Origin of the sequence: Luteibacter sp. 1214, from assembly GCF_031455395.1 — a bacterium.
Lineage (GTDB): Bacteria > Pseudomonadota > Gammaproteobacteria > Xanthomonadales > Rhodanobacteraceae > Luteibacter > Luteibacter mycovicinus.
Window position 1 is genome coordinate 603,174 of the sequence record NZ_JAVDSQ010000001.1, and the last position, 20,507, is coordinate 623,680.

Consider the following 20,507-nt stretch of genomic DNA (forward strand, 5'->3'; position numbering starts at 1 on the left):
GCCACTGGCACTGCGGTAGTTCACGGGGGATCGCATGAAGGCCGACAGGATGGCGTGGAGCACGAGGGGAAAAGGGATGCAAGGTGGCACGCCAGCCGGCAAGGCCGGCCGTACCACTTCGACCCTGGCCGTTCGGCCTATGCCATTGCGCCGGACGTCCACCTGCGCAGGGCATGGTCATGAATGATGCGATTTTCCCCGATACTCCCGATACCACGGTACATGCGCGCTTCGTGCGTATTGCCGCGCTCTATCCGCAACATCTAGCCGTCGCTTCCGACGAACTGAGCCTGAGTTATGCCGAACTGAACGAGCAAAGCGATCGGGTCGCCGCCGGGCTGAGATCCGCCGGCGTTGAATCCGGGAGCTATGTCGCGTTACTGATGGAGCGATCGGCGGAAGCGATCGTTGCGATCCTTGGCGTGTTGAAGGCGGGTGCGGCCTACCTGCCGATCGATGGTTCGTGGCCGGAGGATCGCATTCGCTTCGCGCTGACGGACGCGGACGTCGCCGCCGTGATCGCGGATCGGCCCGGGGCGCCGGGCTTGGATGAGATTCCGGTGTTTGGTTTGCGGGATCTTGTGGGTGGCTCGGCTAGCGGTCGCGCGCAGGGCGCGCTCCTACAGGAGAGCTCGCTGGCTTATTGCATGTTTACCTCGGGGTCGACGGGGAAGCCGAAGGGCGTGGAGATCCGGCATGAGTCGATTCTTCGGCTGGTGCTGAAGTCCCATTATCTCGACTTCGACGCCCTGAAAATGCTACATGCGGCGCCGCTGGGTTTCGATGCGTCGACGCTGGAGATCTTCGGGCCGCTGCTGAACGGCGGCACCTGTGTGGTTTATGGAGACCGGGTTCCGACAGGCTGCGGCATCGCGCGCGCCGTCGAACGACACGGTGCCGAGGTGGCCTGGCTGACCGCGGCCTTGTTCAACGCGATCGTCGATGAAGATGCATCGCATCTTGCCGGGCTGCGCTGCGTCCTTACGGGTGGCGAAGCCTTATCGGTGCCTCATGTGCGCAGGGCGCTCGCGGCTCTCCCGGCGACCACGCTGATCAATGGCTACGGCCCGACCGAATGCACCACCTTCGCTACGACCTATCGCATTCCGCGTGACCTTCCGGGGGATGCCGGTGCGATTCCCATCGGGCGCGCGATCGGCGAGACCTCGCTGCATGTGTGGAACGAACAGGGTGAACCGGTGGCCGACGGGGACATCGGTGAGCTGTATATCGGTGGCTCGGGCGTCGCCAGCGGTTACCTCAACCGCCCCGAGCTGACGGCCGAGCGCTTTGTCTCATCGAAGCACGGAACGCTTTACCGCACGGGCGATCTGGCTCGCTTTCTTCCCGATGGGAATCTCGCCTTCATAGGACGGGCCGATGGGCAGGTGAAGATTCGCGGATACCGGATCGAGTGTGGTGAGGTGGAGTTCGCATTGCGTGCGTTGCCTGGGGTGGCTAACGCGGCCGTGGTGGCTCGCGAGGATGAGCCAGGGGATCGGCGGTTGGTGGCTTATTACGTGGTGGGAGGTGACCGCATCTCCGATCGCGAGCAGGCTCGCTCCTACCAAAGCCAGGGCCCGGACAGCGCCGCACGTGCTCTGCGCGACCAGCTCAGCGTCCTGTTGCCGGCTTACATGATTCCGAAGGCGTGGGTGCGGATGGATGCACTTCCGATCAATGGCAATGGCAAACTGGATCGGCATGCCCTGCCCGCCCCGGATCGTTCGCGTCCCGAACTGGCTGCCACCTTTGTCGCACCGCGTGGCGATGTCGAACGCGCGCTGTGCGATCTTTTTGCCGCGACGCTCGGCGTGGAGCGCGTGGGCCGCGACGACAATTTCTTCGACCTCGGCGGCAATTCGCTGCTGGCGACGCGCGCCATGACGCGCATCCACAACGAGTTGTCCGCTGTCCCGACCCTCGTCGGTTTCTTCGCGGAGCCCACGCCCGCCGCCGTCGCCGCGGTGATCGGAGGGCGAACCTCGCGGCACGCACTGTCGAGCCGGCTCGCCAGCGGTACGTCGACGGCAGGCGAGCCGGTGGCGATTATCGCCATGGCCGGCCGGTTTCCGGGCGCGCCCGATGTGGAGGCGTTCTGGGACAACCTGTGCGAAGGTCGCGAAACGATCCACTTCTTCGCGCCCGACGAACTCGATGCCGCGATACCTGCCTCGGAGCGCGACGATCCAGGCTACGTGCCGGCGCGCGGCGTCCTCGACGGCGTGGGCGACTTCGACGCCTCGTTCTTCGGCATGTCGCCGCGCGAAGCCGAGCTGACCGACCCGCAGCAGCGCCTCTTCATGGAACTGTGCTGGGAGTGCATGGAACGCGCCGGCTATGTACCGGATGGGCAGGAGGCACCCGTCGGCATCTTCGGCGGGATGCACAATGCGACGTACTTCCAGAAGCACATCAGCGGCCGCCCCGACCTGGTCGAAAAGCTCGGTGCCTTCCAGGTGATGCTGGGCAACGAAAAGGATTACGTCGCCTCGCGTGTCGCGCACAAACTCAATCTCACCGGGCCGGCCATCAGCCTCAACACGGCCTGCTCCACGTCACTGGTGGCGATCGTGCAGGCGTTCGACGCACTGCGCGCCGGTCGCTGCGGTATGGCGCTGGCCGGCGGTTCGTCGATCGCCTGCCCGCCGAACAGCGGTTACCTTGCGCAGGAGGGCTCGATGCTTTCGCCCGACGGCCATACGCGGACGTTCGATGTGAACGCACAGGGCACGGTGTTCAGCGATGGCGCGGCGGTCGTTCTACTAAAGCGGCTGTCGGACGCGGTGCGCGACGGCGACCCCATTTACGCCACCATTCGCGGCGCGGCGGTGAACAACGATGGCGCGGTCAAGGCCAGCTTCACCGCACCCAACGCCGCTGGCCAGGCAGCCGTCATCACGATGGCGCTTAACGACGCCGGCGTGGCCGCGCGTGATATTTCGTACATCGAAGCCCATGGTACGGCCACGCCACTGGGCGATCCCATCGAGATCGAAGGACTCACCGAGGCCTTCCGGCAGACCACGAACGATACGGGCTTCTGCGCGATCGGGTCGCTGAAGAGCAACGTCGGCCACCTGGTCATGGCCGCCGGGGCGGCCGGCGTCATCAAGACGGCCCTGGCGCTGAGCGAGCGTCGTCTCCCGCCGTCGCTGCATTTCACCGCCCCCAATCCCCGGCTCAATCTCGCGGCGTCGCCGTTCATCGTCAACGATACGCTGCGGCCGTGGCAGAGCGCCGGTCCGCTGCTGGCCGGCGTCAGTTCGTTCGGCGTGGGCGGGACGAATGCCCACGTGATCCTTGGCGAAGCGCCGGCGCGTGCACCGTCGGATGCCGCGACCGGCCCGCAGTTGCTGACCTTGTCCGCGCGCACGCCGGCCGCCCTCGCCGCGGCTGCGGCGCGCCTGGCCGACCACATCGCCATGCATCCGGACAGCAATCTCGCCGACACGGCCTGGACATTGGCCAGCGGCCGCAAATCCTTCGGACAGCGTACGCACGTCGTCGCGGTGTCGCATGGCGAAGCGGAAGCGCAGCTTCGTGACGTGGCAGCCGCCGCGATCTGCCGTACCAGCAGCGATCCGTCGCCCGGCGTCGTATTTCTGTTCCCTGGCCAGGGCTCGCAGTACGCCGGCATGGGTCGCGAACTGCATGCGACGGAGCCAGTGTTTCGCGCGGCACTGGACGAGGTCACCTGCGCCTTGCGCGACGAACTGGGCTTCGATCTCCGGGAGCGGATGTTCGACGACGATGCGGATGCCCTGAAGGCGACGGCACTCACGCAGCCTGCGACGTTTGCGCTTGAATACGCGCTCGCCCGCCTGTGGATGAGCCTGGGCGTCCATCCCGTCGCCCTGATCGGGCACAGCGTAGGCGAGTTCACCGCGGCCGCACTGGCAGGTGTGATGCCGCTGGCCGAGGCCGCGCGCCTCGTCGCGCGTCGCGGGCGAATGATGCAGGCGTTGCCCGCAGGCAGCATGCTTTCGGTTCGTCTGGGAGCGGCGGAACTGCGTGCGCGGCTTCCGGGCACGTTGTCCCTTGCGGCGGAGAATGCGCCTAACGCGAGCGTCGTTTCAGGGCCCTCCGGCGAGATCGAGGCGTTCCGGGCCGGGCTCGACGTGGAAGGGATCGCTTGCCGCCTCCTGCACACCTCGCACGCGTTCCACTCGGGCATGATGGATCCGGTGCTCGATGCGTTTCGTGCGGAGGTCGCGGCCGTGCCGCTTTCCTCGCCCACCATCGCTATCGTGTCGACACTGACCGGCGTCCCGCTGACCGACGCCGAGGCGACCTCACCCGACTACTGGACGCGTCATCTGCGTGAGAGCGTGCGGTTCTCGCCGGCGCTTCTGCATGCACTCGAAGACACCTCGGCGGCCTTTCTCGAAGTCGGTCCCCGGCCGAGCCTCGCGGTGCTGGGTCGCCAGCATGCACAGGCACGCGGTCGCACGATCGTTCCGAGTCTGGGGGATGGCCCTTCCGATGAGCGCGCCGCCCTGCTTGGCGCCGCCGGTGCGCTGTGGTGCGCGGGAGTAACGGTCGCCATCGCGGCGCTCGACCACCGTGCGCAACGGCGGCGTGTGCGTCTGCCGACGTATCCGTTCGAACGGAAGCGGCACTGGGTGGAGGCGCGGGTGGCGGCCTCGGTGACGGCGATCGCGGCGGGGGTGTCGCTTTCGCAGGTTGCCGCCGGCATGGCAGGCATCGCACAGCCATCCGACGCACCGCCCCCCGTAGGAGCGCGCCCCGTGCGCGACCCGGACACCACCTCGCCAGACCAGTCAGATCACCACGACATCGTCTCGCCCCAGTCCCTGGAGCTCTCCATGCCCAATTCGCCCGTATCCGCCCGGCCCCAGCGCCTTGTCAGTGAGCTGCTCGCCTTGTTCGAGGATGTGTCGGGGGCTGAACTCGAGGGCGTCGATCCTGCGTCGAACTTCGTCGAGATGGGGCTCGACTCGCTGTCGCTGACCCAGGTGGCGTTGCAGCTGCAGAAGACATACGCGTTGAAGATCACCTTCCGCGAATTGATGGATGGGTGTTCGTCGTTTGAAAGTCTGGCGGCGCATATCGACCGGTTGTTGCCGGCTGAGGTAGTGGCGGCGCCCGATGCAAAGGCTGTTGCAGGAGCCAGCGCGGCTGGCGACGGGTCTGGCGGCAATCTGGCCGGCTTTGCCGGATCGCCAGCGGGGCTGGCTTCTACCGGAGCGGCGGCGCTGAGCTCCACCGGGGCTGGACTGGTGCAGGACATCATTGCCCAGCAGATGCAGATCATGCGGGAGCAGTTGGCGTTGCTGGCGGGAACCGCAGGCCCTGTGGCAGGGCCACCCCCGGCTCCTGGCAGAGCGCAGGGACCGACCGAGGCAACCGTAGCGGCCAACGACGGCGAAGAGGCCGCGCTTGCGCACACCACATACGACGTCAGGAAGGCGTTCGGCGCCATTGCACGGATTCACCACGGTGGCACGGAGCTCAGCGCCCGGCAGCGTGCGCGGCTGGATGCCTTCATGCGCCGGTACATCGAGCGCACGAAGGCGTCGAAGGCCTATACGGAAGAACACCGCCCGCACCTGGCCGATCCGCGCGTGGTCAACGGATTCCGCCCGCTGTTGAAGGAAATCATCTACCAGATCGTGATCGAGCGCTCCAAAGGCGCCAACGTCTGGGACCTCGATGGCAATCGCTACGTCGATGCGCTGAATGGCTTCGGCATGAACCTGTTCGGCTGGCAGCCGGACTTCGTGCTAGACACCGTGCGCAAGCAACTCGATGAAGGCTATGAGATCGGCCCGCAGCATCCGCTGGCCGGCATCGTGGCGAAGCAGGTCTGCGACCTCACCGGCTTCGATCGCGCGGCGCTGTGCAACACCGGTTCCGAGGCGGTCATGGGCTGCGTGCGCGTGGCGCGCACGGTGACTGGCCGCGACACCCTGGTCATCTTTACCGGTTCGTACCACGGCATCTTCGATGAAGTGATCGTCCGCGGCACGAAGAAGCTGAAGTCCGTACCGGCCGCACCGGGCATCCTGCGCAACACCTCCGAACACGTGCTGGTGCTCGACTACGGCACACCGGAATCGCTGCGGATCATTCGCGAGCGTGCTCATGACATCGCCGCGGTGCTGGTCGAGCCGGTGCAGAGCCGTCGTCCGGACTTCCAGCCGGTGGAGTTCCTGCAGGAGCTGCGCGCGATCACCGAAGAGGCAGGCTCGCTGCTGATCTTCGACGAGGTGGTCACCGGATTCCGTGCCCATCCGCGCGGTGCGCAGGCCGTGCTAGGTATCGATGCCGATATGGCGTCGTACGGGAAGGTCGTCGGTGGCGGTTTCCCCATCGGCGTCATCGCGGGCAAGCGTCGTTTCATGGATGCGCTGGATGGCGGTCACTGGCAGTTCGGCGACGACTCGACGCCGACCGTCGGCGTCACCTATTTCGCGGGCACCTTCGTACGCCACCCGCTGGCCCTCGCCGCCGCACATGCCGTGCTCACGCATCTCACGAAGGAAGGCGGCCAGCTGCAGGCCACGCTCAACGCGAAGGTCGCCGCCATGGTGGGCGAGCTCAACGCGTTCTGCGCAAGCGTCGGGGCACCGGTGCACGTCGTGCACTTCGCCTCGGTGTGGAAGACCACGTTCACCGAAGACCACCCGTTGCAGGATCTGCTGTTCGCGATGATGCGAAGCCGCGGCATCCACATCCTCGACAACTTCCCCTGTTTCTTCACCACCGCGCACGGTGAGGCGGACTTCGCCGCCATTGCCACCGCGTTCCGCGAATCGATTCTCGAAATGCAGGAAGCCGAATTCCTGCCCCGCCGCCGCGAGACCGCGTCCTTCGATGCCGAGCGTCCGCCCATAGCGGGCGCACGCCTGGGCAAGGACCCCGAAGGCCGTCCCGCCTGGTTCGTTCCCAACCCGGACGCGCCGGGCAAGTACCTGAGGGTGACCGCATGACGCCCAATGAGCTGGCCGCCGCCACAGCGGTCGACTACGATCCGTTCGCCGCCGCGCCGCTCTCGCACGTGCTGCCGACGACCGAGCCCCAACGCGAGGTGTGGCTGGCATCCCGGCTGGAGCCGGAAGCCTCGCTGGCGTACAACGAAGCGGTCTCGCTGACCTTCAAGGGCCTGCTCGACGTGCCGGCCCTTATGGGGGCACTACAGGCGGTGGTCGACCGTCATGAGGCCCTCAGAGCCACACTCAGCCGGGACGGCGAGGAGCTGTTCGTGGCCGACCACACGACGCTACCCATCGCGAGCCACGACCTTTCGCCGCTGCCCCCGTTCGAGAGCGACGCACGTTTACAGGCGGCATTCTCGCGCATCGTTACGACACCCTTCGATCTCGAACACGGCCCGCTGGTCAGGGCGGAGATCTTCCGCCTTGCCGCCGACCGCCATCTGCTGACCCTCGCCGCACACCACATCGTGTGCGACGGCTGGTCGTTCGGCGTGATCGTCCGCGATCTCGCCGCGCTTTACGCGCAACGCCTCGGCAAGGGCCCCGGCCCGGCACCGGCGGGCGCGTTCTCGAACTTCGCGTTGGCCGAGGCGGCGCACGGCGGCAGCGGCACGGCTCGCGAGGACGAACAGTACTGGCTGGGCCGCTTCGCCGGCACGCTTCCCGTACTGGACCTCCCCGTGGACCGGCCCCGCCCCCGCCGTCGTACGTTCACCTCACGGCGCGAAGACCGTCTGCTGGACGCCATGGACGTGGAGGCGATCAGGCGCCTGGCTGCGACACACCGGGCCAGCTTCTACGCCACGCTGATCGCGGGCTTCGCCGTCCTGCTCCGCCGCATCGCGGGGCAGGACGATGTCGTGATCGGCATACCATCGGCGGGTCAGGCCAGCGAAGGGCTGGATACCCTGGTGGGTCACTGCGTCAACGTGCTCCCCCTGCGCGCCCGGATCCACGATGCCGCGAGCTTCGCGGACGTCCTCGGCAACGTGCGCGGCGACCTTCTCGATGCATTCGATCATCAGCGCTATACGCTGGGCAGCCTGCTCGCCCGGCTCTCGCTGGTACGCGATCCGTCCCGGCTGCCGCTGGTCTCCGTGCTGTTCAACCTCGATGCGCAACTCGACGAGACCACCGCGCCGTTCCCGGACCTTCGTTTCGACGTGGACGCCATTCCCCGCGAGTACGAGAACTTCGAGCTCTTTGTGAATGCCGTGCAGGTCGAGGGCGGACTCCGTCTGGAGTGCCAGTACAACGCCGACCTGTTCGACGCAGCCACGATACAGGGCTGGCTCGACGCCTATGCCACCTTGCTGCGTCACGCGGCGCATGCGCCCACGACCGAAGCGATCGCACTGCCGGTCGTCTCCGACGCCGTCTATCGCGAGCTCGCCGGTCTGCAACCGGCACCGACGCCGTTTCCGGAACTGCGTCTCGCGCACGAATTCTTCGAGCAGCAGTGCGACCGCGCGCCGGAGCGCATCGCCGTACGTCACGCCGACCGTACGCTGACCTATGCGGCGCTGGAGTCACGGTCCAATCGCATCGCCAACGCACTTCGCGCCCGCGACGTCGGTCACGGTGCCCTGGTCGGGCTGTCGCTCGGCCGCGGACTCGACATGCTGGCCTCCGTGCTGGGCGTACTCAAATCCGGTGCGGGCTATGTGCCCCTCGACCCCGCCTTCCCCGCCGAACGCCTGGCCTTCATGGCCGAGGACGCGCGGCTTGCCGCGTTGGTCGTCGATGACGAAACACCCCTGGCGTTCGAGTTCGATGCACGCCGCGTCATCGCACTGAACAGCGACGAGGTGGTCCACGCGTCGTTCGACCGCCCCGCACGCGACCGTCGCGCGGGCACACCGGATTCCGTGGCCTATGTGATCTTCACCTCCGGATCCACCGGACGGCCGAAGGGTGTGCGCGTACCGCACCGCGCGGCCGCGAACTTCCTCACCAGCATGCAGCGTGTGCCGGGCATCGCGCCGGACGACCGTCTGGTCGCCGTGACCACCCTGTCGTTCGATATCGCCTTCATGGAAATGATGTTGCCGCTCACCAGCGGCGCCGAAGTCGTCATCGCCGGTCGCGACGACGTGCGCGATGGCGGACAGCTGCGGCGCCTGATCGAGGACTGTGACGCCACGATGATGCAGGCCACGCCCGCCGGGTGGCGACTGCTGGTCGACGCGGGATGGCACGGGCGTCCCGCTTTCCGTGCCGTTTCCGGCGGCGAACCGCTGCCCGTCGATCTCGCCGAGGCGCTGCTGGACCGCTGTGGCGAGGTCTGGAACGGCTACGGCCCGACCGAGACGACGGTCTACTCCACCTACTGGCGTGTCTCCGATCCGCGCGAGGGAATCTACATCGGCCGCCCCATCGCCAACACCACGGTGCATATCCTCGACGAGCGCGGCCATCATTGCCCGCTCGGCGTGCCGGGCGAAATCCACATCGGCGGCGCGGGCGTTACCCTCGGCTATCTCGACCGCCCCGAACTCACCGCCGAGAAATTCATCGCCGATCCCTGGTCGGAGGCGCCCGACTCGCGTATGTACCGCACGGGCGATCGTGGCCGGTGGACAGCGAAAGGCGTCCTGGAACATCTGGGTCGTCTCGACTTTCAGGTGAAGGTGCGCGGCTATCGCATCGAGCCCGGCGAGATCGAAAGCGTGCTTGCCGACGTGCCGGCGGTGGCCCGCGCCGTCGTCATCGCGCGTGAAGACCGTCCCGGCGACGTACGCCTCGTGGCCTACGTGGTGGGCCGCGACGGCATCGTCCCGGAGGAGGAATCGCTACGGTCGTACCTGCGCTCGCGCCTGCCCGACTACATGCTGCCCCAGCACATCCTCGTGCTGGACAGCGTGCCGCTGCTGCCCAACGGCAAGACCGACCGCAAGGCGTTGCCGCCGCCGATCGCGCACTCCGTCGCGACACCGGGTGCGCGCGTCGCGCCGCGCAACGACGACGAGCGACGGGTCGCCCTCGCGATGGAAGCGGTGCTCTGCCTGCCCGACCTCGACGTGCGCGACGACTTCTTCGCGCTCGGAGGGCATTCCCTGCTGGCCGCGCAGCTCACGGCGAAGCTCAACCGCGAGTTCGGCGTGAGCCTGTCGTTCCGGACTCTGTTCGACGCTCCCACGATCGAGCAACTTGCCGCCGTCATCGGATCGCAGGTCGCCAGCGGCTCGGCGCCCGCCGCGGAGCCGATCGGCCACCGCAGCGATCAGCACCACGCGCCGCTGTCGCTGATGCAGCGCCGCCTGTGGGCGCTGGAGCGCATGCATCCCGGCCGGGTCACGTATAACGCGCCATCGGCGCACCGGCTTCGCGGTCGTCTGGACGAACATGCCTTCGACATGGCTTTCCAGGCCCTGATCCAGCGGCAGTCCAGCATGCGGACGGCGTTCCGCGACGTGGGCAACGACATCGTCCAGGTGATCGAGCCGCAACTGACGTACCCGTTGTTCCCGGCGGAGGATCTGAGTCACCTGCCGGACGAGGAGCGCGAGGCGACGCTGATGGCGCGTCTGCAGCAGCTGACGGACACGCCGTTCGACCTCCGCCGCGCACCGCTGTTCAGTGCGCGCCTGTTCCGCCTGGGCGATACCGAGCACGCGCTGTTCTTCATGCCGCACCACATCATCTGGGACGGCTGGTCGTTCGACATCCTGTACAACGAATTGTCGGCGCTGTATCGCAGCTTCGTGGCCGGTCTGCCCTCGCCGCTGGTCGCCCTCCCGGTGAGCTACGGCGACTTCGCCGAATGGCACGCGCACTGGCTGGAGTCCGCGGCGTTCCAGGCGCAGCTGGGCTTCTGGCGCGAACGTCTTGCACAGATGGGCGACGTCCGGGCGCTACCGACCGACCATCCGCGCCGGCCCGGCATGTCCGGACTGGGACGCACCGAGTGGATCCGCGTGTCGCGCGCCGAGACCGACGCCATGCACGACGTGGCACGGCAGGCCGACGCCACCCTCAACATGACGCTGCTCGCGCTGTACTTCGCGATGCTGTCCAGCTCGGCCGGGCAACGTGAACTCGTGGTCGGCACACCGGTCCGTGGCCGTAACCAGACCGAGGTCGAATCGGTCATGGGCTATTTCAACAATCTGCTGCCGCTGCACGTGTCGGTCGATCCCGCGCTGTCGTTCCTCGAGTTCGTCCGTCTGGTCAGGCGCAAGGCGATCGAGGCCTTCGGCCATCCGGACGTCCCGCTGGAATACCTTCAGCGTGAGCTGAAGATCGGACAAGGAGCGGGCGCCACGCTGTACCAGGCGCTGTTTTCGTTCCAGGACGCCCGCCAGCGTGCGGTCGACTGGGGCGGGCTGGAGCACGAGCAGATCCTGCTCTTCCAGAGTGGCGCCACGGAAGACCTCGGCCTGTGGTTCCTCGAGAGCCACGCCGGCATGGTCGGCGGCGTGACCTACAACGCCGACCTGCTGCAGGCCGCCACGGCGCGGCTGATGCGCGAGCGGTACCTCGACATGATGCGTACGGTCGCGGCCGATCCCGCCATCGCGGTCGGCGCACTCACGGCCGCGACCCCGGCCGAGCGCGAGCGCATGCGTCACTGGAACGCGACGGATACCGACATCGTCCTGCCCGTCGACCTGTATGGCATGGTCGCGGCGGCGGCGAAGACGAACCCGGACGCCGTAGCGATCGTCCAGCATACGCGCACGCTTCGCTACGACGCGCTGCTGGAGCGTGCTTCACGGATCGCGGCGCTGCTGCACGAGCGGGGTGCGCATGCGGGCGAGGTCGTGGGCCTGTGCGTGAATCCGGGTGCGGACCGCGTGGCGGCCCTGCTCGCTATCGGACTGACCGGTGCGACGGCGCTGCTGCTCGATCGCGCCGACCCGGCGGCCCGCCTGAGCGACATCCTTGCCGCCGCACGGGCCACGGTGATGGTGGGCGACGTGGCGCTCGAGGCCATGCTCGACTGGCCGCGCGCCTGTGCCGTGTGGCTCGACCTGCACGAGGGAGAAGCGGACGTCGCGACGTGGGACGTTGCGCCGTCTGCCGTGCGGCCCTCGCCCGACGATGCGGCGATCGCCTTTTACGCTCCGGATGTCGAGGGGAAGGCACGCGGTGCGGCGTTGTCGCATCGTGCGCTTGCCAACACGCTGCAGGCACTGGCCGGCACGTTGGGCGTGCGTCCCGGCAAGCGCATCGCCGGCGACGCGTCGCCTTCCGATGCGATGTCCGTCGTCGAGCCCCTGCTCGCGCTCGCCCACGGTGCCACCTGGTTCGAGCAGGATGCCCACGATCTCGCTCACGGACGCCTGGATGCCATGGACGTCTTCATCGCCACACCTGAAACCTGGCACGCACTCGTGCGCCAGGGCTGGTCCGGCGATCCGGGCATGCGCGCCGTGGTCGCCGGGGGCCTGCCCACCGCCGAACTGGCCACGCATGTCGCGGGCGCCACCGCCGGCCTGTGGACCCTGTTCGGCGACGCCATGTCCGCGCCCGTCGCGGCATGCGGCCAGGTGGAACGCGCGGCCGACGCCCTGCACGAAGGCCGGCCGCTTGCCAACAGCGAGGCGTGGATCCTGGACGACGGCGGCGAACCCTGCCCCATCGGCGCGACGGGCCACGTTGCCATCGCCGGCCTCGCGCTCTCCATGCCATTCGGCCACCGCACGCAGGCCGGTCGCCAGCCAGCCGACGGTCGGCTGGCCCGGACGGGATACCGCGGACGCTGGCTGGCCGACGGCCAGTTGCAGGTGCTCGACCGGGAGGACCGTCGCGTTCGCCGCCATGGTCTCGACGTCGAACCGGCGGCCATCGAAGCACTGACGCTCGCCCAGCCGGGCATCGTCCGCGCCATCGCCGTGCCGCGTCGCGACCGCGACGGTCTGACGCGCATCGACGTATACGCACTGGCTGCTCCGGGCTACTCGCCGGACAGCGACGACCTGCGTGCCTCGCTCGCGACGTCCCTGCCGGCGTCCTCGATGCCGGCTCACATCACCATGCTGGACGCGCTGCCGCTGTTACCCACCGGCGAACCGGATATCGCGTCGTTGCCGGTGCCCGCCGACGGTACGCCCGGTGGACACACGGTGGACAGCGAACCGCATACCGAGAGCGAGCGTCTCCTCGCCAGTGTCTGGCGGGACCTGCTGGGCGTGGGCCGCGTCCGCACCAGCGACAACTTCTTCGATGTCGGCGGCCACTCCCTGCTAGCGGTCGACATGGCGCAGCGCGTGCAGAAGCTGAGCGGTATCCAGCTCAATCTGCTGGACATCGCCAACGGCACCCTCGGCACGCTTGCCGCCGAACTCGCCATCGCCAAGCCCGCACCGGCGATCACGGCAAAGCGCGGCCTTTTCAGTCGCCTGCTCGGACGCACCACGCCATGACGCATCTCGCCTGGATCGTCTGCTGGACATCGGCCATCCTGCTGGTCCACGTCTTCGTGGGCTATCCGCTGTGGGTCTGGTTGCTCTCGCGCCTGCGCCCGCTCCCGGTGGCGAAACGCGGCATCCTGCCGACCGTGAGCATCGTCGTCGCCGTGCACGACGGTGCCGGGTTCATCCGCGCCAAGCTGGCCAGCCTGCAGCAACTCGACTACCCCGCCGAGCTGATCGACATCGTGATCGCCTGCGACGGTTGCCACGACGCGACCGTCCTGCTCGCGCGGCGTTCGACGGATCCACGGCTGACCGTGCTCGATTTCCCGAACCGTCGCGGCAAGGCCGCCTGCCTCAACGACGCCGTCGGGCTCACGCGAGGCGAGGTGCTGCTGTTCACCGATGTCCGCCAGAAACTCTCGCCGGTCGCCCTGAAGGAGCTGGTCGCCAACCTGGCCGACCCGACCGTCGGCGCGGTGGGCGGCGAACTGCACATGGAGAACGTGCGCACCGGCTTCGCCCAGGGTGTGGATTTCTACTGGCGTTACGAGAAAGGCATACGCCATGCGGAGGCCTTGTCCGGCTCGACCGTCGGCGTCAGCGGCGCGCTGTACGCCATGCGTCGCCACCTGTTCCGGCCGCTTCCCGCCGGTACCGTGCTCGACGACGTGCTGGTGCCGATGCGGGTCGCCGCTCAGGGCAAGCGTGTGGTGTTCGAACCCAGGGCGATGGCCTGGGACCAGCCATCGCAGGGAACGGAGGACGAGAAGCGCCGCAAGATCCGTACGCTCGCCGGCAATTTCCAGCTGATCCAGCTGGCGCCGTGGCTGCTGCTGCCCTGGGCCAATCCGCTGTGGTTCCGCTTCGTCAGCCACAAGGTGTTGCGGCTGCTGGCGCCATGGTTGCTCGTTGCACTCACCTGCAGCACCGGCCTGCTGGTGACACGGCATCCGATGTACGCGGTTGCGTTCGGCGGACTGGTCGTCTGTGCCGCCATGGTCGCGCTCGCGAAGTTCCGCCCCCCCCTGGGACGCTGGTTTCCGCTGCGTATCGCGCTGGCGTTCTTCTATCTCAACCTCTTCGCGGCGCAGGCGCTCGTTGCCTTCGCCCGTAACCGAAGGCTGCACTTATGGTGATCGATAGGCCCCTTCGTGGCGCACCCGGTATCCGGGGCAGACTCGGCGAACTCTGTTACTCCAGTGGCCTGCTGCATCCGTTGCAACGCGTACGGGCATGGTGGCAGCGCGACCTGCGCATCCTCGCCTATCACCGGGTGATGCCGCTGCCGGATCCGGATACCTACGAGTTCGACCTCGAACTGATCAGCACGCCGCCTGCGGAGTTCCGCGAGCAGATGATCCGGATCAGGAAGTTCTTCCGACCGATGCGGCTGACCGACATCGCCGCCGCGCTCGACGCTGGCGAGGCCTTGCCGCCGGATACGGTGGCGATCACCTTCGACGACGGCTACGACGACAACTACCGCATCGCGGCACCCATCCTCGATGAGGTGGGCGTGCCTGCGACCTTCTTCGTATCCACCGGACATCTCGATACCGGTCGCCCGTATGGATACGACTGGCTCGTCCACATGATTCTGGTGACCCGCGCGCCACGCCTGCAGTTGCCCGAACTCGGTATCGACATCGCCCTGCCGCCGGATCGCGCCTCCCGTCGACGCATCGCCGGCAACGTGCTGCTGCGCATGAAATGGCTCGACGCCCTGGGTCAGACCGCGATGACCGAACGGCTCGAGCAGGAATGGAACATGCCGTCCGCCGACGCGCGACCGCCCGACTGCCGTCCGATGACCTGGGACCAGGCCCGGGAGATGGAGGCCAGCGGCCACGAGTTCGGTTCGCATGGCGTGCATCACCGCATGCTGGCCCGGCTGCCGGAAGATGAAATGGAGCGCGAGATCCGGGCCTCGAAAGCGACGCTCGACCGCGAGCTGCGCCACCCGTCGATCCTGATGTCTTATCCGGTCGGCGGCGATCGTGCCTACAACGAAGCCGTGATCGCGGCCACACGCCATGCGGGGTTCCGGCTCGCGTGCAGCTATATCTGCGGCACCAACCCGGAGCCCAGCGAGAATCGCTACGCCCTGCACCGTCTGCCGGTGGAAGCGAACATGGGACCGGGCTGGTTCGCGGCGATGCTCGCGCTGCCGCAGCTCATGAGTTACCCCACCGCCGCACACGAAGCCACCGGACCACAGGCGCAACCATGTTCCCTCTGATCCTGGTCTATGTGGTGCTCACCATCATCCGGCCGCAGGATTACGTGCCGGGGCTGGATCTCGTGCCGATCCTGCCCGTGGTACTGATGCTGGCGTTCGGCGCGTGGCTGATCTCACGCGACAAGACCTTCCAGGCGCCGCAATTCATCATCCTCCCGGCCTTCCTGCTGATCCTGATGGTCTCGGAAGTCGCCAACGGATGGACCGGTGGCGCGGTCGACGAGCTCGCCAGGTTCGGCCCGGCCGTCATCGCGTTCTTCGTCCTCGGTGCCGCATGCAGCACGCAGAAGCGTGTGCGGACGGCGATGACCGTGTTCGTCATCTGCGCGGCGGTGCTCGCGCTGCACGGCATCGAACAGGCGAAGACCGGCATGGGCTGGACCGGCATCCCGATCGGCGAAGGCGGCCGCATCCAGTATGTCGGCATCTTCAACGACCCCAACGATCTCGGCCTGCTCTTCGCCGCCACGCTGCCGATGGCGATGTTTCTGGGCCGACCCGGTGCGGGCACGATGCGCCTTGTCTGGCTCGGTGCCGCCGCACTGCTTCTGTACGGGATACTGCTGACCAATTCGCGCGGCGCGATGCTTGCCGTGCTCGTCGTGGCTGGCTGCTACGTCTGGTACAAGCGCGGCATCGCGGTGGCCGGCGTACTCGGCATCATCGGCCTCACGGTGATGAAGCTGCTGTCATCGCGCATGGACGAGCTGGATGCCGGCGAGGAGTCCGCGGCCGGTCGCGTGGATGCCTGGTACGCGGGACTCGAGATGTTCCGCGACAACCCGATCTTCGGCGTCGGCGCCGGCAACTTCACCGAGTACAACGAGCTCACCGCTCATAACTCGTTCGTGCTGGTCATCGCGGAAACCGGGTTCGTCGGCTTCGTGTTGTGGCTTGCCTTCGTCGGGTATGGCTTCTGGATGATGTTGACCATCGTGCGGCATGTGCGCGTGCCCGGGAAGGACGCGACCGTCGAAGCCGACTGGGCAACCGAGCGGCAGATGGCGCTGACCTTGCTGCTGTCGCTGTGCGGCCTGTTCGCCTCGGCGTTCTTCCTCAGCCGCAGCTACATGATCGTCATGTACCTCATCGCCGCCATGGTCGCCGGCCACTACGTGGGTGCGCGTCGCCGCTGGCCGGAGCTCCCCTTCTTCCGTCTGTCCGACGGCGGCTGGCGTTGGGTCCCCGCTGCGATGGGCACCATCGCGGGCTTCTTCGTCCTCGTTGCCGTGCTGCTGAGGACCGTATGAGCGCCATCTACGAAAACCTGCTTCGCCGCGTCGTCTGGCCCGCCTACGAAGGCGGCCTTCGGGGGCGGGATACCCCTGGACATGTGCGTGCCTACGAACGTGACCAGTGGCTCACACCGGAGCGTCTCGAGGCCTTGCAGATGGGCCGGCTGCGCTCGCTGCTGGACTGGTGCTGGCACGAGGTGCCCTACTACCGACGCCGCTGGACCGAGATCGGCATGCGGCCGGGCGACATCCGCAGCATGGCCGACTTCGCGACGCTTCCCGTACTGACCAAGGGGGACATCCGCCACCATGCGGACGAACTGAAGGCGAGTTCGCTGAAAGACACCCTCGGCTACAAGGCGACGGGCGGCTCGACCGGCGAACCGCTGCGCTTCGGCTTCACCCGCGAGAGCAACGACCGCCGCGTCGCGGTGATGTGGCGTGGCTACGGCTGGGCCGGATCGCGCATGGGACGGCGCACGCTGTTCCTCTGGGGTGGAGCGGTGGGCAGCCCCTCGACGGCGCACCGGATCAAGGACCGGATCTATAACGCGGTGTTCGCGCGCAAGCTGCTCGACAGCTTCCACATGAACGAGACCAACCTCGCCTCCTACGCGGAAGCCATCGACGCCTATAAGCCGGAAGTACTCGTCGGCTACGTCGGCCCGCTGGTACGTCTTGCCGAATGGCTGCTTGCTACCGGGCGACATATCGCGCGGCCTGCTTCGATCATCGGGGCGGCCGAGGCCCTGCACCCGTTTCAGCGCGAGATCATCGAACGCGCGTTCGGCGCACCGGCCTTCAACACCTACGGCTGCCGCGAGTTCATGCTGATCGCTTCCGAGTGCGAGCACCGCGACGGGCTGCATGTGAATGCGGACCACCTTGTGGTGGAGACCCTCGTCGATGGCCATCCGGTCACCCACGGCAGCGGCGAAGTAGCCATCACCGACCTGTTCAATCGCGGCATGCCCTTCATTCGCTACGTCAACGGTGACATGGCGACCCACGCCACGCGCCGCTGCCCCTGCGGACGCGGCCTGCCGATGCTCGCGTCGGTCGACGGCCGCAAGCTCGACGCCATTCGCACCCCCGCCGGTCACGTTCTGCCGGGCGAATTCTTTCCGCACATGCTCAAGGACGTGCCGGGGCTGCAGCGCTTTCAGCTGGTACAACGCCGTCTCGACCGGCTCGATCTTTCCATCGTGCGTGGCGATGGCTTCGACGACGCCTCGCTCGCCTATATCCGTCATGAAGTGGGCAAGGTCATCGGCGACAGCGCCGAACTGCACTGCCATTTCGTCGACGACATTCCGCTCACCCGCAGCGGCAAGTTGCGTGTCACCGTCTCGGAGCTTGCCTCGTGAACATCACGCACTTCGTCGAGAACCTCAACCGCGGCGGCCTCGAACGCATGGTCATCGACCTGGTGAAGGCCCAGCATCGTCAGGGTGACAAGGTCCAGGTGGTCTGCCTGTTCGAGCGCGGCTCGCTGGCCGGCGAGCTCGACCGGCTGAGCATTCCGGTACATGCCTGCGGCAAGAAGACGGGACTGGACCTCCGTGCGCTCGCGTGCGCACGGCAGTTCATCGCCGGGCACTACACCGAGGTGCTGCACACGCATAACGCGGTAGCGCACTACCAGGCGGTGCTGGCCAGCGCGGGTATGGGCATCCGCCAGGTGGTGAACACGCGTCATGGCATGGGCGGTGCCAACCGTAAGGGTGGCCGCCGCGAATGGTTGTTTCGCCGCGCCCTGAAGGCAACCGACGCGGTCGTGGCGGTATGCGAAGCCGCCCGCCGCGACGCGGTACGCCGCGGCGTCGCGCCGGCCAGGAAAACCTGTGTGGTGCCAAACGGGATCGTCGTCGAAGGGTTCGACGTGGCGTCCGATGCCATGCACGAACGCCTGACCAACCTGTTGAAGATTCCCGACGCCACCCGGATCATCGGCACCGTGGGACGGCTCAACTGGGCGAAGGATCAGGCCAGTCTGATCCGCGCGTTCCGCCTGGTGCGCCACAAGCGACCCAATACCGCGCTCGTGCTGATCGGCGACGGCGAGCTTCGCGAGACGTTACGCGCCTGCGCCTACGATGAAGGCGTCGCCGGCTGCGTGCATTTTCTCGGCGACCGCGACGACGTACGCGAACTGCTCCAGGGCCTGGACCTGTTTGTGCTGCCTTCGATCACGGAGGGCTACTCCATGGCCTTGCTGGAGGCGTGCGCCACCGGCCTGCCCATCGTCGCCACCGACGTCGGCGGCAACGCGGAGATCGTCAGCGACGGGGCGACGGGGCGCATCGTGCCCGCCTGCGATCCGCCGGCACTGGCCGAGGCGATGCTCGGGCTGCTCCATGAATCGCAGCGCGCGTCGCGTCTGGGCCGTGCCGCGCGCGACTGGGTCGAGGCGCATGGCTCGCTCGATGCGATGGCGGCACGCTATGGCCGGCTGTACTTCGGCGACTGGGAGGCCGTGACATGAAAGTCCTCGCCCTGACCAACCTGTTCCCCACCCCGTGGGATCCGCGGCGCGGCACGTTCAACCGGCAGCAGTTCCAGCGCCTCGGCGAGCGTCACGACGTGGACGTGCTGACCGCGGTGGATTTTCGTGAGCGTATGGCGGGGCGCCAGGGCGAAACGCGGGTGTCGGGGATCCGCGAAGACTGGTTCACCTTTTATCACCCGCCGGGCTTCGGCCGCTTCCTCAACGCGTTGTGCTTCTTCGCCTGCGTCATGTGGCAGCGCGGACGCGAGATCCGTGCCGCGCGCTATGACGTCGTCCTCGCCAGCTGGGCCTTCCCGGATGCGGTAGCCGGCGCGTGGATGGCGCGCCTGCTCGGTATTCCGTACGTGGTCAAGGTGCACGGCAGCGACCTCAACGTGCAGGCGGAGGCGCGTCTCCGGCGTCCGCAGATCCGGCAGGCCCTGCGTGGCGCGGCCGGCGTCGTCGCGGTCAGTCGCGCGCTCGCCGCGCGCGCGGTGTCGCTGGGCGCGCATGCCAACACCGTCGAGACGCTGTACAACGGGGTCGACACGCGGGTTTTTCATCGCGGCGATCGCACCGCCGCGCGGCTTCGGCTGGGGCTGCCCCCCGAGGTACCGCTCGTCCTTTACGTCGGCAACCTCAAGGCGACGAAGGGCTGCCACGATCTGATCGACGCCTTCCCGCAGCTGGTCGGGCGTCATCACGACGCACGTCTGGTCTTCGTCGGCAGCGGTGCGAGCCGCGCTCACCTCGAAGATCGCGCGGCGTCGCTGTGTTGCGCCACCGCCGTGCATTTCGAGGGCGCGGTAGACCACGCAGCCACCGCCGACTGGTTCCGTGCGGCGGATGTCCTCTGCCTGCCCAGTCACAACGAAGGCGTTCCCAACGTGATACTGGAAGCGATGGCCTGCGGCACGCCCATCGTCGCCACCCACGTGGGCGGCATCCCCGAAGTGGTCCCCGGGCACGCGGGTATCCTCGTTCCACCTCACCAGCCGCACGAACTGGGTACCGCACTGATCGAAGCCCTGGAACGCCACTTCGACGCAGCCGCCATCGCCGACCATGCCGCCACGTTCCGCTGGGACGAAAACATCGACCGCCTCGAGCGCATCCTCACCCACGTCGCCCATGTGGGAGCGCGCCACGCGCGCGGCCCCCACCTCGCGGCACGCGCCCACCCTCGCCACCCGCCGACACCATGATCCGAAAACCCAGAAAACT

General features: G+C 67.5%; 8 protein-coding genes. All 8 read left to right on the plus strand.

What is annotated here, in order from left to right:
- Positions 1-179: 179 nt before the first annotated feature.
- The 8 genes from J2X57_RS02350 to J2X57_RS02385 are packed head-to-tail and all read left to right on the plus strand — an operon-like array spanning position 180 to position 20,488.
- Positions 180-6,956 carry a polyketide synthase gene (locus tag J2X57_RS02350; protein WP_309863346.1) on the plus strand — a complete coding sequence of 2,259 codons (6,777 nt, stop codon included), beginning with the start codon at positions 180-182 and terminating at the stop codon, positions 6,954-6,956.
- Complete coding sequence (locus J2X57_RS02355; protein WP_309863349.1) at positions 6,953-13,330, plus strand: non-ribosomal peptide synthetase; 6,378 nt, start codon at positions 6,953-6,955, stop codon at positions 13,328-13,330. Before J2X57_RS02350 ends, J2X57_RS02355 begins: the two co-directional genes overlap by 4 nt.
- The gene (locus tag J2X57_RS02360; RefSeq protein WP_309863354.1) at positions 13,327-14,457 is read left to right on the plus strand and encodes a glycosyltransferase family 2 protein; all 1,131 of its coding nucleotides are present in this window, start codon (positions 13,327-13,329) and stop codon (positions 14,455-14,457) included. Before J2X57_RS02355 ends, J2X57_RS02360 begins: the two co-directional genes overlap by 4 nt.
- On the plus strand, positions 14,451-15,560 hold the full coding sequence (locus J2X57_RS02365) for a polysaccharide deacetylase family protein (RefSeq protein ID WP_308847088.1): 1,110 nt from the start codon (positions 14,451-14,453) through the stop codon (positions 15,558-15,560). Before J2X57_RS02360 ends, J2X57_RS02365 begins: the two co-directional genes overlap by 7 nt.
- Positions 15,548-16,810: an O-antigen ligase family protein gene (locus J2X57_RS02370; RefSeq protein ID WP_309863362.1), complete on the plus strand. Its 1,263-nt coding sequence runs from the start codon at positions 15,548-15,550 to the stop codon at positions 16,808-16,810. Before J2X57_RS02365 ends, J2X57_RS02370 begins: the two co-directional genes overlap by 13 nt.
- Entirely contained in the window at positions 16,807-18,162 is a 1,356-nt protein-coding gene (locus J2X57_RS02375; RefSeq protein ID WP_309863365.1) for a phenylacetate--CoA ligase family protein, read from the plus strand. Before J2X57_RS02370 ends, J2X57_RS02375 begins: the two co-directional genes overlap by 4 nt.
- Entirely contained in the window at positions 18,159-19,280 is a 1,122-nt protein-coding gene (locus J2X57_RS02380; RefSeq protein ID WP_309863368.1) for a glycosyltransferase, read from the plus strand. The genes J2X57_RS02375 and J2X57_RS02380 overlap by 4 nt, the downstream gene beginning before the upstream one ends.
- Positions 19,277-20,488, plus strand: coding sequence for a glycosyltransferase family 4 protein (locus tag J2X57_RS02385; protein ID WP_309863372.1), 1,212 nt, complete (start codon positions 19,277-19,279; stop codon positions 20,486-20,488). Before J2X57_RS02380 ends, J2X57_RS02385 begins: the two co-directional genes overlap by 4 nt.
- The last annotated feature ends 19 nt before the right edge of the window (positions 20,489-20,507 follow it).